Below are 12,823 nucleotides of genomic sequence, written 5' to 3'. Positions count from 1 at the left end.
TGTCAGGCATTCAAAGCATCACAAATCTTTCAAAAAATGAGAAAGAAGATTGAAAAATCAGACGGTAGTTGCGTGTCTTGGGGGAGCAAAAATGGCGAATGGAATTCCTGAGATTGGAATTTTATTAAACTGCGCGTAACTATTACTTGTACTATTGAAAGTTGGGGGAATATTTATCCGCAGGCATTCTGAGGCAAAATGACAGTCTATCGCACTGGTTAACGAAATATCAATATGGCCACCTTGATCCGTTGAATTGTTATAATGAGTATCCATCACTTCGGCCATTAATACTTCCAGGCCATCCATGCGCATGTACCTGCGTTCTTCGAAACGATTATTTTCAGTGTAGCTTTTTTCGACGACCATCATATACGGCACCTCTTCCGGCCTGCTGATGCAGCCCATACCTGCCATCCATAAGTAGATAAGCAAAACCAAAGAAGTGAGCAGGCGCTGAGCCATAATGCTAAACCAACATAAACGTTATGCATATATACGGCAAAGTATTGAGAACCGATTCATTTGCTTTTTTTATTTTACATAGGAAATAAAAATGTACTTAGGCTAAAAAGCTGTTTTCTCCGGATATATGAAGTTGTGAAAATTTTTAAAAACAATTTTATAAATCGATTTAACTTTGATATTAAACACGCTCACCCTTAAAATCTTCTCCAATGCTAAAAATCAAATTATTTGTCTGCATTATCTTAACAGCGCAACTGGCCTTTGCTCAAAAACAAGGCTCACTAGAAGAAACAAAAGAAACCGAAGACGGCTTTCTGGCTGGAACCCGGATCATTTTTAGTGATAATTTTGAAAAAGATGCACTGGGAGATTTTCCTGCCAAATGGAACAGTACCAAAGCGGGAGAGGTGAAAAAACTGAAAGGTTTCGAGAATAAATTTCTAAAAATAAGTGATGGCGCAGTCGTTAGCCCGCAACTTACCAAGGATCTGCCTGAACATTTTACTATTGAATATGATTTAATTGTTCCGGACGATGTGCCCATACGTATGGCGAGTGTGGGTTTTGGCATTAAACCGTTTCCGATTAGTTATATGCTGTCTTTAAAAGACGGCGTTGTATTTTCATTCCATTCTTTTGCCAACGGGATTAACGAAGGTTTGAAATTCGGAACTAAAAATGCCAATACAAGTCAACCAGGCCTGCAAAAGGTTGATTACAAAATTGCATTAAATAAGGTTACCAAGGTTGCCATTGCTGTAAATAATACCAGAATTAGATTTTATGCGGACGGTGTTAAACTGGTGGATATGCCTACTGCCTTCAACCCACTATTTCGGAAAGCTTTTTTCTTTTGTCCTTCTATTCATGGAGCCAAAGAAAGTAAATTAAACTATTTCTATATCAGTAATTTGGTCATTGCCGAGGCCGGAACAGACCGTAGAAGCCAGATTGTCAAAGACCTGATGGAAAAGGGGAGTGTGAGTACGAATGCCATTACGTTTGCATCAAATAGTGACAAACTCACACCGGAAAGCAGTGATGTAATTCAGCAGTTTGTAGATGCCATGAAGGAGTCCACCGCATTGAAACTGAAAATAATTGGACATACCGACAGTGACGGAGAAGATGCAGCCAACTTATTACTCAGCAAAAAGAGAGCCTCCGCCGTGAAAGTTAAAATGGTATCCCTGGGTATTGAACCCGGGCGATTACTCACAGATGGCAAGGGAGAAAAAGAGCCCGTTGAAGACAACAAGACCGAAGAGGGTAAGCTTCAAAACAGAAGGGTTGAGTTTGTGAAACAATGAAGGTAGTAGTCTTTTGTGTTGTTTGAATACTAGGTAGTTGGTTTGTTTTAATCCGTGGTCTGTGTCTTCACAGATCTAACGAGCAACAAAATAACCTATTTCAAATTTTTAGAAAATAATATATTGATACTTTAAAATCCGGGTAAAGGTTATTAACTCACGAAAAGTTCTGTGAAGACAAAGGCCATGGAATAGCAACTCATGTTTGCTACTTTTAATGAGACTGAACGGAAATGTATGGTTTTAGTAAACAGACAGTTGGAGGGAAATACGGAAAAACTTCAAAATCCTTACTCTCAAAGCACTCTTGCATTTGCTTGCCGGGTGATAGCAAGGTTAGCAGAATGGAGTGGTTATCAAAGTAAAAGACCTGCCGGACCCACCGACTTTCTGATAGGTTTGCAAAGATTTGATGAAAGGGTTCAGGGTTTTATACTTGTAAAGGAAAATACTTAGATGTGTATATACTCTAGGTGAGGACACGGACCACGGAATAAAGCTAATTCAGGTCTTGCTGTTTCTGGCACAGGTGCCTTAGGAGAGCAAATTTATAATCAGGCAGCGCAGGCGGCAGGAAAAGCTCCTTGGGGGTATCGATGGGCAAATGTTGGAGGAGGAGATCTTACCCTAGCAAGTAGTGGTGAAGTTGTTGCTGAGGGTAGCAATGCAAGGGTGCTGGTTGATGGGGGTAAAAAGGTTGTAAATAATAGTTTAAATTTCACGGGGAAGGAAATAACACAAACGGTTACTAGGGTAGGAAAAAACGGTAACGCCGCTGAAATACTATTTAAGGATGGTAGTAAAATGGTTATAAATGCTGCTCGCGTAAAAGAATGGATACCCAATTCTCACCCTAATGCACCTGCTGGAACATTGCAAAAAGTGAAATTTGAGGATTTTATTCCTGGTTCTAGAGGTTTTAAGCGAGCACCTACACAAGATGAACTTGATTTTCTACTAAAAATATTTAAGTAATGTTGGAAACTACAATTGATAAGGCTATCAGATTCTTCGCTGAATTTTTAAACTCTAGTTGGGAGATGGCTTCTAAATTACTGATTAGTTCTGATGATTTAGATGATGAATTACTTAATGATTGGCTGCAAGCCAATTGGGAATTACTAGTTGAACGACAAGTTGTCAACTTAAACGAATATGTTGAAGTTTATGGCGATGGTGCTGACATTAATGGAGCCAGTAGCAGAATAACATATCCCTTGGCTTTGCCAAACTATAAAGTGAAAATAAAACCAATTGTTGGCGAGACTCTTTTTGATTTTTTAAATAATGAGAATGTTAAGTTAAGGGAAGCCATTTTTGAAAAAATTGTCGGATTTTACGACGGATATTATGTACTTAGCCCGGACTTTAAGTACGTTTTAATTTATGATGAGAATTCTAACACTGAAAGAGTGTTGTTAATGGAGGATGTTAAGTTTGAATTGCAACGGATCTGATCGTATTAGCTGGTCTCTTGTTTTTAACTTGGTTATTATTAGTTTTTTGACTTTGTATTTTTGAATAATTTACAAAAAGTTATGGTGTTTAAAGTACGGAGAAACGAATATTTATTTCGATAACTATCATTAAAAATGGTAAAAAATCAGTGGTCGGTTCCTTGCTAGTCCTTTCTAAGAGACATTAAAACTCATTCGATGCTCACCCTGATTTGCTCTCGGGGTAAGCTTCGAATGAGCCTTTACGATGCAATGGTTCCCAACCTGCAGTTGATATTACTTCAATCCCAATCCACATTTTTTCATCTCTCAACCCCCCAAAACCCATAAACTCCCGTATATTTAAGATCTTTTTCGGTCGCAATGTTTATGCAGGGAAATTTTACCAAAATATATAATTCGTTATTCTCCTTTTTTCTGACAGTTTTATTTGTCAATATTTCCTATGCCCAAAAATCGGCATCTGGCGACAGCATAAAAATCGCCATTGCGCCGGAGTATAATGCAGTTGGTAAATCACACCGGTTTTTTCTGGGTGAAAATCACCGGAAACTATGGGCTATGCCGGTTCCGATGCGGATTCTGGATTTTTCAAAAGAACGGGGTGGTCTGACGATCGTGAAATTGGGTGGAGGCATGCAAACACGTTCGCTGCGTTTGAAAGATGCTTCTGGTAAAGAATGGGTTTTACGAACCATTCAAAAATATCCGGAACGTGGATTGGCTGAAAATCTTAAACCGACAATCGCGAAGGATATTGTTCAGGATCAGGTTTCTACCGGCCATCCTTTCGGCGCTTTGGTTGCGCCTTCTCTGGCCGGGGCGCTAGGCTTATTGCACTCCAATCCCGAAATTGTTTATGTTGAAAACGATCCTGGATTGGGAGAATACCAGAAGGACTTTGCCAATGCGGCTTATTTATTTGAAGAAAGAAATCCTTTTGAAACCGAAAAAACGGACGCGACGGACAAGGCACAACGAAAAGTCCAGAATAATAATGATACAAACTTTGACGAAAAACTGACACTTCGTGCGCGACTACTGGATATGGTCATCGGCGACTGGGACAGGCATGAAGATAACTGGCGATGGCTACCTGAAAAATCCAAAGGTGAAACCATTTACAGGCCTATTCCAAGAGACAGGGACAAAGTTTTTTATAAAACTTCCGGACTTTTGCCCTGGTTTTTGTCGCATCAGTGGCTGAAATCCAATCTTCAGCCTTACAGCGCTACAATAAGGGATGTAAAAGGATATAATTTCAATGCCCGATATCTGGATCGTTATTTCCTGAATCAGCTGGATGAGGACGACTGGAAAGAAGAAATAAAATATATTCAGGACAGATTGACTTCTGAGCTTATTGATAGCACAATGAAATTTTTGCCGGATAGCGTTTATGCTGATCCAAGTACGGCGGAGCTTACGAAATCCTTAAAAGGCCGTGTGGAAAATCTGCCTGTTTATGCACTCGAATATTTTCGATTTTTAGCTGGATTTGTAGAAATTCCGGCCTCTGATAAAAAGGAATATTTTGACATTCTCCATACGAAAAAAGGAGATATCGATCTGACGATTTTCAATATCAAAAAAGACGGAACAAACGGCAGGAAGATTTATCACCGGAAATTTGATCATACCGTCACCAAAGAAATCAGGCTGTATGGTTTTGGTGGTGAAGATGTTTTTTCTGTCAATGGTACCACAAAATCTCCAATCAAAGTTCGTATGGTTGGAGGGGATGATATCGACAAATTTGAAATTGACGAAAACCTGAAAAACAAACATAAACTTTATGTCTATGACCGGTCGGATCAGGAGAATAAGTTGCCGCCTCCCTCGCTTGCAAGATTAAGGCTGTCGACCGATACTGCGGTAAATCAATACAATAAAAGAAGTTTTCTTTTCGACAGATTCGGCCCTCTTTTTCGTATTAATTACAATATCGATCAGGGAATTCAAGTAGGTGCAGGGTTGATTTTTGAAAAACAGGGATTCCGAAAAGTGCCTTATGCTTTTAAAAATGAGTTCTGGGCAAATTACTCTACCGGACGGAAATCTTTCATTCTGGATTATGTCGGAGATTTTAAAAAGGCAATCGGGTTAAACGATCTTGAAATCGATGCACATTTACTGGGCCCGAATAATTTAAGCAACTTTTTTGGTATCGGGAACAATACAAAATTTCCTAACAACGGAAACAGGAAGATGCCCTATTATCGAAATCGCTACGATTATCTGACGGTCGATTTTAAACTAAAAAGAAAAATAAGGGAAAATCTGACACTCTTTGGCGGAGTTTCTACGGAATATTACACCAGCAAACAGGATAACAATTTAACGCGTTTCCTGTTTGATTTTAATGAATCAAATCCTCAATATCAGGTTTTTCAGGATCGTGTTCACGCAGGTTTGCTAGCTGGCTGGACTTATGATACCCGTGATAATATTTCTATGCCTTCAAAAGGTCTTTACTGGAATACAACTTTTTCGGCGAAGGAAAAACTGAATGGTTTTTCGCAATCCTATGGTAAACTAGCGACAGAAATCCGGTATTATTTGAGTAGTAAAAATTCTAATTTTGTGATGGCAAATCGTCTGGGCGGCGGGACAACAGTGGGAGATCCTGCTTTTTTTCAGAAAATGCAATTGGGCGGTGTTCGAAGTCTTCGTGGATATCACACCAATCGTTTCACAGGAAAAACAATGATGTATCACAATCTTGATCTGAGACTGGATGTACTGCATTTTACATCGTATATCGTTCCCGGAACATTAGGAATTATTGGTTTTAATGATGTTGGAAGAGTTTGGGAGCCGGATCAATCGTCAAAGAAATGGCATGATGGCTATGGTGGCGGATTGTACGTCATTCCGGCAGAACTGCTTTTGATCCAGTTTGTGATGGGTTTTTCCAAAGAGGGATCCCTTCCTTACATTTCAATCGGATTTAGTTTTTAATTTATTTCAACTCTCAATATCCTGATTCTGAGCGGCCATTTCTTCCATTACTTTGGCAGGGATCATTATTCTAAAAGTGGTTCCCTTGCCAATTTCGGAGCTTTTTACAAATAATTTACCGCCGTGGTAATCTTCAATGATACGTTTGGCGAGCGTAAGCCCTAAACCCCAGCCCCGTTTTTTTGTACTGAAACCGGGATTAAAAATTTTATTAGCATTAGCTTTCGTCATTCCTTTTCCATTATCTGCAATATCAATAAGGATTTCCTTGCTTTGCGGCGGAGCTTGCAGTGTAACATGGATTTCACCAATCCCGGCCATAGCGTCCACTGCATTTTTACATATATTTTCCACGACCCATTCAAAGAGATTTTTATTCAAAAGTGCAGTTTGTCCCTCGGCCAGCTGATCATGGATATGGAAATGTACTTTTGAGGAAACGCGTTTTTGCAGGTATGTAATGAAACTTGTTACAATGATGGAAACAGATTCCTGTTTCAAAGTAGGAACCGAACCAATATTTGAAAAACGGGTTGTGATCATTTCCAGGCGCACCACATCCTTTTCAATTTCGTCGGCTATGGATGAATCAATGTTAGGATCACTACGGAAATATTCTACCCACGCCATCAGCGACGACAACGGTGTACCCAATTGATGGGCTGTTTCTTTTGCCAAACCAACCCAAACCCGGTTTTGCTCTGCTTTCCTGGCCGCGCTGAATGCAAGATAAGCCAGATAGCCAATCAATAGCATAACCGAAAGCTGAATAAATGGATAATACCGAAGCTGGGTCAACAAAAATGAATTACTGTAATAAATGTAACCTACTTTCCCTTCACCTACCTGAACAGGAATAGGAGGATGTTCCTTTTTCATCTTAATGAGCTGCGCCTGAATAATACGTTCTTTTTCGCGGAGCGAAGCATTTTTTGAAAAGGGAATATTTTTGTTGGGATTTGGGAAGTTATTTTCGTCTACATAGATCGCCGGTATCTGATAAAAATATACAGCATCCTGGATGACACTCATAATTACGTTAAAGTTTTCATCGTCAGGGCTATTGATGATATATCTTAACCCTTCGCCATACAATCGCACTTCCCGTTCTTCCCGTTCTTCAAGCTTGTCTACCAGATCGTTTGTATAAAATAGTGATACGATGCTAAGGCCCAGAAGCACTATGCCTATTGCATATTTTATGTTGCCTTTTTTCTCATAGGTTTCAACCAGGGAACGACGGAGCCGATCACTGTTTAGAAGCGCAACCGGATGTAATCGGAAACGGGGTTTGTTTTTAGGTGTTTCTGCAATCATTTATATTCAGACACTTAACAAAATTTACCTGTTGAAATAATAAGGTTTACAAATAACGTAAAATAATTGTGCTAAGTGGATTTTCCTTTCAATTTCGTTTGTTGTGAGGTCAGGAATAAAGATGACGAATGTCATTTAAACACCTCGGATTATAGTGGAAATTTACAATATAAACCAAAGTTTTATTTATATGTTTTCTAAATAAACATGTGTGCTTTGCTTACGGTTCCTATTCTAAATTTTGTGCTGTATTTTTGTAAATCGAATTAGACCTAGTGATGTATAATCATTTCAAATCAATAAGTTTATCACATCGGAATGCCCCACTTTCCATCAGAGAGCAACTTGCGCTTTCAGAGGAAGGAGCTAAGGGAATAATGCTTCGTTTGAAGGATTTCTTTGAAGTTTCCGATGTACTTGTCGTTTCTACCTGCAATCGTACAGAAATATATTATTCTTCCGCCGAAGATCTGAATGAAGAGATTATCAAGCTTCTTTTAATTGAGAAAGGAGTTTCTGATGTACAACCTTTTCTGGATTATTTTGATCGTTTTGGAGAGGGGGAGACCGCTGTTCAGCATTTGTTTGAGGTCGCTACAGGCCTTCATTCACAAGTGGTTGGGGATATGCAAATCCCTAATCAGATCAAGCATGCTTACCAATGGACTGCGGATTTGAACATGGCGGGCCCATTTTTACACAGGCTTTTACATACGATCTTTTTTGCCAACAAACGTGTAGCCCAGGAAACATTTTTCCGGGACGGAGCAGCTTCTGTTTCTTATGCTGCTGTGGAATTGCTGGATGGTTTAATGCCAAATCCTAAAATTCTGGTTGTGGGTCTGGGAGAAATCGGAACGGACGTTTGCCGTAATCTTGCACAAAAAACGGGTTCGGATGTGACTTTGGTAAACCGTACCGCAAGTAAAGCAGAAGCTTTGGCTCAGGAATTAGGATTCAAAGTTGCCGATTTTGAAAATATTGAACACGAAATTGCCCAAGCTGATATAATCGTCTCGTCCATTGCACGTGATGAGGCGTTCTTTACAAAGGAAATGATGGTTCGCTTGCGAGGCATGTCTTTCAAGTATTTTATCGATCTTTCTGTTCCACGCAGCGTGTCTCCGGAAGTGGAGGAGATTCCGGGCGTTATGCTTTACTCAATTGATTCCATTCGTTCAAGAGCGGATGAGGCACTTACCCGCCGTCTGGAATCTGTTCCGCAAGTGAGAGAAATTATTGGCGAAGCAGTGCTTGAATTTAATGACTGGTCAAAAGAAATGATCGTGTCACCGACAATTCAGAAACTGAAAGGTGCTTTGGAACAAATACGGAAAGAAGAATTGACACGGTTCACTAAAAACCTGAGCGATTCTGAACTTGAAAAAGTGGAACGTATTACGACGAGCATGATGCAGAAAATTCTTAAACTGCCTGTTTTACAACTAAAAGCGGCCTGCAAACGCGGGGAAGCGGAAACGCTGATTGATGTTTTGAATGATCTTTTCAATCTTGAAAAGCAAAGCGAAACGCACTGACAAGGAATATTATTCACTATGGAGTTATAAAACCCTGATAACCGCAAGGAATTCAGGGTTATTTTTTTGGATTAAAAACAATAAAGAACGGGCCGCTTTTGCGACCCGTTCTATGCATTACCTTACCCTCCACAATATTGTTATTAATTACTGATTACATCGCTTTGATGAAAGGACCAGCAATTTTAAGAACTTCTTCCATAGTCAAAGGCTCGTCGAATGATTCTGTGATGGCAGTGAAAGATATACCTTCCAAACCAGCAATACCAGGAACATTTAAAGTACCCTGAACAACATTTCCTTCACCTGCATAAACCGCAGCAGGAACACCGGCATCATTTGAAATCCAACCTTTAATTGTTGAATCGCCAGAAATTTTTCCTAGAATTCTTCTTGCAATTGCAGCATGACGTGCTTCAACTGAATGTATTTGAAGTGCATACTCCAACAAAGGTTTTGATGTGATAAGATTACCAGCCTGTCCTTTGTAAGCACGAACTCCAGTGTCTTCCAAAGCTTTTGAAACCGTAACAAACGTTGCGAAATCAGTGAAAACTGTTGGGAAAACAGCAGGGAAATCAAAAGTTGGTTTTGCAACAGCCTGTGCACCAAGGGCAGCTACAAGAAAGTCAACGTGTGCCTTTTCATGTTTTCCGATTTGTGCGAATACCGGAGCATATTCTGATTTGATCAGTCCGGAAGTACCGTTACCGATCATATAGAACTCATTTTCAAGATATTCCAGCGTAAGTGCGTAATTAAGAACATCAGTAGCACTTGGTGTAGCACCAAAAGCTTTGTTCACAATACTACCAAAAGCAACAGGAACAGCAGCTGCTGCCAGTTTGCTGCCAATACGGTTCATAAACATACGACGAGACGCATGCTCTAAACGGCCAACTGCATCGCCGTCAAATTTTTGGAAACTGTCAATTATATTAAAAATATTCATGTCTTCGTGATATTAGAATGTTGATGATTAAGATGGCAGGTTTGCACCACTGATTTTGTCCATTACAAAAGGCTGAACAGCCGGAAGGATAACACTCGGAGGAACCGCAGCATCAAATCCACCAAATCCCATGATTGAGACAAGTACATCGTCACCAGCAAAAGACATTGTGTTTGGCATCAACAAGTCACGAATTATAGAAGCGTGACGTGCTTCAACAGAAACAATTTTTCCTGCAAGAAGCAAGTAATCAGCGCTCATAATCAATTTACCAGCACCATTATAAGCCTGAACCCCTGTATCTTCAAACAATTTGGCAGCACCCAATACGCTTGCACGATCACTGAAATTGATAGAAGAGAAATTTGGAGTTAAACCTTTAATTGCAGCTCCGCCTAAAGCAGCTTTGAAGAATTGTCTGTGAATAATTTCGTGATCACGAATATCCGTAAGGATCATTTTTTCCTCAGCACTCATTCCTGCGTAAGGAGTCATCATTACCTGTGTGTAGAACGCTGCTTCCAATTGCTCCAATGCATAAGCATAGTTAAGGATACCAATATCACCTGATCCTAAATCAACTGTTTGGTCACCCTGAATATCATGGTCAGTACATGCACCTAAGATAAAAGCTCCTGTTGCGGCTGCAACACCGGCTGATCTTAGGAAGTAGCGTCTGTTCACCATCGATAGCATTTGCTTATCTTCGGAAACTGAAGTGTCTAATAAGGTTTTTTTCATAGTCTTGTAAGTCTGTAAAACTCTCGTTTGTTGTAAAAGGTTGAATTTTAGAAGACTTACGACGGCATGTTCAAAATAGATTAAACAGTATAAAAAATATTTGGCGAAGGGTTGAATTGGCAAAACGTGATATTGTATTTCTACATTATTTATTCAAATAAATGTTTGTTTTGATTGGATTATAATTAGAATGTAAAAAATTGAAAATTTTAAAAAGATATTTTGGGACCATAAAAAATATTGTAAAAAGATATAATTTTATTTTTTACGATACCTCAGCACGAGACTTTTGTATAAAGTTGGAGCTGACCATTTAAAGTAACCTTAACATTGATGACCAAACTTTATAGCTTACTTTTAAGTAATTTGCCATGGGCTTAACATCGGATTTTATATTTCCGTCGTATGTTTAAAACATTACTAAAAAATCCGGCAAGCATTATATTAATACATCTTTACCTCCAACCAATATGGCGTGCATGTACGCTCAAAAAAGAGTAAGTCAGCGTATGTCAGGCGCTTTAAAAACGTTTCGAATCACTTGCAGCCTTACCAGATATTTTCTGGTCTTCATATCGTTAAATGTCTGTATTAGTGCCAGGGCGCAAACGCAGCATTGGAGTCCGTCATCAGAGTTGGGAAGTTATATAGGTACCAGTTCAACTGCACCATTCTGGCTTCGGTCGAATCAGTTTGGTACAGTTCCACTGACAATGCCTTCTTTAACAGGGCGAGTTGGGCTGACTTATGAATCCCGGATTTATGCTGACACGATCAAAAAATCAAGACATGCCCAAATCCGTTGGGGTGCAGGGGCGGAAGCAGTTTTTAATCTTGGGCGGGGAAATGAAAAAGTTTTGCTTCCCGAAGCGTATATTAAAGTAAGGTGGAAAAAGCTGGAATTCTGGGGTGGAAGAAGAAAACAGATTTTAGGAATTGTAGATACCACATTAAGTACTGGCTCTTTTACCTGGTCAGGAAATGCAATGCCGGTCCCTAAAATTCAGCTGGGTTTCCCGGATTATGTTCCTTTGAAATTTCTTAACAATTACGTATCGATAAAAGGTTTTTTTTCTCACGGATGGTTTAATGTGCCTTATATACAGGGGGCTTATCTTCATCAGAAAACGCTTCATGGAAAGTTTGGAAAACCCGGTAGTAAATTTAACATGCAGGTCGGCGTTGTCCACAGCGTAACCTGGGGAGGTCACGCCGATTATTTAAAGAGCAGTCCACTGGCGGTTAACGGACAACTAACTGATAATTTTGGCGACTTTTTATGGGGCGTTGTTATCGGTAAAATTCCAAAAGCATATCAAAATAAGCGTTTTACAAATTTTGATGGAGAAAACCGGGTGGGGAATCATGTGGGGCAATACGATCTTGCTTTTGAATATCAACTGAAAACTTCAAAGTTACTTCTCTATCATAATCACCCTTTTGAAGATGGATCCGGATTGCAGTTGCAAAATATTCCAGACGGATTGTATGGGTTAAGTTGGAAGAGAAATCCTGTATCGAAAAACTTTATACAGGTGAAAGGCGTTTTGCTTGAATATCTTTTTAGCAAGGATCAGTCCGGCGCGGGATTTGATTTGACAAATACGCATTTCAAAGGCAATGATAATTATTTTGATCACGCACAATACAAAGAAGGTTGGTCATATTTTGGAAAAGGTATGGGAACGCCTTTTATTCAGCCAAACAGTGAGATCAAACAAAAATATTGGGGTGAGTTTTTTCCTGACAACCGGATTGTTGTTTACCACGTCGGACTGGAAGGTACTGCTGCAAGAACCATTCAATGGAAAACTAAACTATCTTATAGTTCAAATTTCGGAACAAATAACAGACCATTTAATCCTACGGCAAAGCAATTTTCATATTTGTTAATGGTGGATGCGCCGATCTTCAAATGGGGAAATACAAGGCTGGTAACAAAACTTGCCTTTGATCAGGGAGATTTATTACCGTCATCTCTGGCAGGTTATATTGGTTTCAGATCCACGGCCTGGGGTAAATGGAGATAGATTTTGATATTAAATAAAATAGAAACGGTGGCCGAATTTCAGCCACCGT

The 12,823-nt window shown here is 39.5% G+C and carries 11 protein-coding genes; 7 read left to right on the top strand and 4 right to left on the bottom strand.

Annotated elements, in window-relative coordinates; translation table 11 throughout:
• Positions 1 to 57: 57 nt before the first annotated feature.
• Complete coding sequence (locus tag FZF08_RS01930) at positions 58 to 465, bottom strand: hypothetical protein (protein WP_159466925.1); 408 nt, start codon at positions 463 to 465, stop codon at positions 58 to 60.
• Positions 466 to 677: 212 nt separating this feature from the next.
• Here FZF08_RS01930 and FZF08_RS01925 point away from each other — a divergent pair, with 212 nt between their 5' ends.
• From FZF08_RS01925 to FZF08_RS01905, 5 genes are all read left to right on the top strand, one after another.
• Positions 678 to 1,778, top strand: a complete 1,101-nt coding sequence (locus FZF08_RS01925) for an OmpA family protein (protein ID WP_159466924.1) — start codon at positions 678 to 680, stop codon at positions 1,776 to 1,778.
• A 237-nt stretch (positions 1,779 to 2,015) separates the two neighbouring features.
• Positions 2,016 to 2,234: a hypothetical protein gene (locus FZF08_RS01920; RefSeq protein ID WP_159466923.1), complete on the top strand. Its 219-nt coding sequence runs from the start codon at positions 2,016 to 2,018 to the stop codon at positions 2,232 to 2,234.
• A 216-nt stretch (positions 2,235 to 2,450) separates the two neighbouring features.
• Positions 2,451 to 2,753 carry a hypothetical protein gene (locus tag FZF08_RS01915; RefSeq protein WP_159466922.1) on the top strand — a complete coding sequence of 101 codons (303 nt, stop codon included), beginning with the start codon at positions 2,451 to 2,453 and terminating at the stop codon, positions 2,751 to 2,753.
• The gene (locus FZF08_RS01910; RefSeq protein WP_159466921.1) at positions 2,753 to 3,235 is read left to right on the top strand and encodes a hypothetical protein; all 483 of its coding nucleotides are present in this window, start codon (positions 2,753 to 2,755) and stop codon (positions 3,233 to 3,235) included. The genes FZF08_RS01915 and FZF08_RS01910 overlap by 1 nt, the downstream gene beginning before the upstream one ends.
• 369 nt (positions 3,236 to 3,604) lie before the next feature.
• Positions 3,605 to 6,196 carry a BamA/TamA family outer membrane protein gene (locus FZF08_RS01905; protein ID WP_159466920.1) on the top strand — a complete coding sequence of 864 codons (2,592 nt, stop codon included), beginning with the start codon at positions 3,605 to 3,607 and terminating at the stop codon, positions 6,194 to 6,196.
• Positions 6,197 to 6,202: 6 nt separating this feature from the next.
• Here FZF08_RS01905 and FZF08_RS01900 read toward each other — a convergent pair whose 3' ends face one another.
• A complete protein-coding gene (locus FZF08_RS01900; protein WP_159466919.1) occupies positions 6,203 to 7,513 on the bottom strand; it encodes a PAS domain-containing sensor histidine kinase in 1,311 nt (436 codons plus the stop codon).
• A 278-nt stretch (positions 7,514 to 7,791) separates the two neighbouring features.
• Between FZF08_RS01900 and hemA the strand changes: the two genes are divergently transcribed.
• Complete coding sequence (gene hemA, locus FZF08_RS01895; RefSeq protein WP_159466918.1) at positions 7,792 to 9,051, top strand: glutamyl-tRNA reductase; 1,260 nt, start codon at positions 7,792 to 7,794, stop codon at positions 9,049 to 9,051.
• Between the two features lie 154 nt (positions 9,052 to 9,205).
• Here hemA and FZF08_RS01890 read toward each other — a convergent pair whose 3' ends face one another.
• Positions 9,206 to 10,003, bottom strand: coding sequence for a ferritin-like domain-containing protein (locus FZF08_RS01890; protein ID WP_159466917.1), 798 nt, complete (start codon positions 10,001 to 10,003; stop codon positions 9,206 to 9,208).
• A 27-nt stretch (positions 10,004 to 10,030) separates the two neighbouring features.
• The gene (locus FZF08_RS01885; protein ID WP_159466916.1) at positions 10,031 to 10,744 is read right to left on the bottom strand and encodes a ferritin-like domain-containing protein; all 714 of its coding nucleotides are present in this window, start codon (positions 10,742 to 10,744) and stop codon (positions 10,031 to 10,033) included.
• Between the two features lie 479 nt (positions 10,745 to 11,223).
• Here FZF08_RS01885 and FZF08_RS01880 point away from each other — a divergent pair, with 479 nt between their 5' ends.
• Complete coding sequence (locus FZF08_RS01880; RefSeq protein ID WP_159466915.1) at positions 11,224 to 12,774, top strand: capsule assembly Wzi family protein; 1,551 nt, start codon at positions 11,224 to 11,226, stop codon at positions 12,772 to 12,774.
• The last annotated feature ends 49 nt before the right edge of the window (positions 12,775 to 12,823 follow it).

Source organism: Dyadobacter sp. 3J3, from assembly GCF_009801115.1.
Taxonomy (GTDB): domain Bacteria; phylum Bacteroidota; class Bacteroidia; order Cytophagales; family Spirosomataceae; genus Dyadobacter.
The sequence above is the reverse complement of the archived record's forward strand: the minus strand, read 5'-3'. Positions and strand labels throughout refer to the sequence as shown.

Excerpts from the sequence above, each read along its gene's own strand:
- FZF08_RS01930 (WP_159466925.1), bottom strand. The coding sequence starts at position 465 with ATGGCTCAGCGCCTGCTCACTTCTTTGGTTTTGCTTATCTACTTATGG.
- FZF08_RS01925 (WP_159466924.1), top strand. The coding sequence starts at position 678 with ATGCTAAAAATCAAATTATTTGTCTGCATTATCTTAACAGCGCAACTG.
- FZF08_RS01920 (WP_159466923.1), top strand. The coding sequence starts at position 2,016 with ATGGTTTTAGTAAACAGACAGTTGGAGGGAAATACGGAAAAACTTCAA.
- FZF08_RS01910 (WP_159466921.1), top strand. The coding sequence starts at position 2,753 with ATGTTGGAAACTACAATTGATAAGGCTATCAGATTCTTCGCTGAATTT.
- FZF08_RS01905 (WP_159466920.1), top strand. The coding sequence starts at position 3,605 with ATGCAGGGAAATTTTACCAAAATATATAATTCGTTATTCTCCTTTTTT.
- FZF08_RS01900 (WP_159466919.1), bottom strand. The coding sequence starts at position 7,513 with ATGATTGCAGAAACACCTAAAAACAAACCCCGTTTCCGATTACATCCG.
- hemA (WP_159466918.1), top strand. The coding sequence starts at position 7,792 with ATGTATAATCATTTCAAATCAATAAGTTTATCACATCGGAATGCCCCA.
- FZF08_RS01890 (WP_159466917.1), bottom strand. The coding sequence starts at position 10,003 with ATGAATATTTTTAATATAATTGACAGTTTCCAAAAATTTGACGGCGAT.
- FZF08_RS01885 (WP_159466916.1), bottom strand. The coding sequence starts at position 10,744 with ATGAAAAAAACCTTATTAGACACTTCAGTTTCCGAAGATAAGCAAATG.
- FZF08_RS01880 (WP_159466915.1), top strand. The coding sequence starts at position 11,224 with ATGTACGCTCAAAAAAGAGTAAGTCAGCGTATGTCAGGCGCTTTAAAA.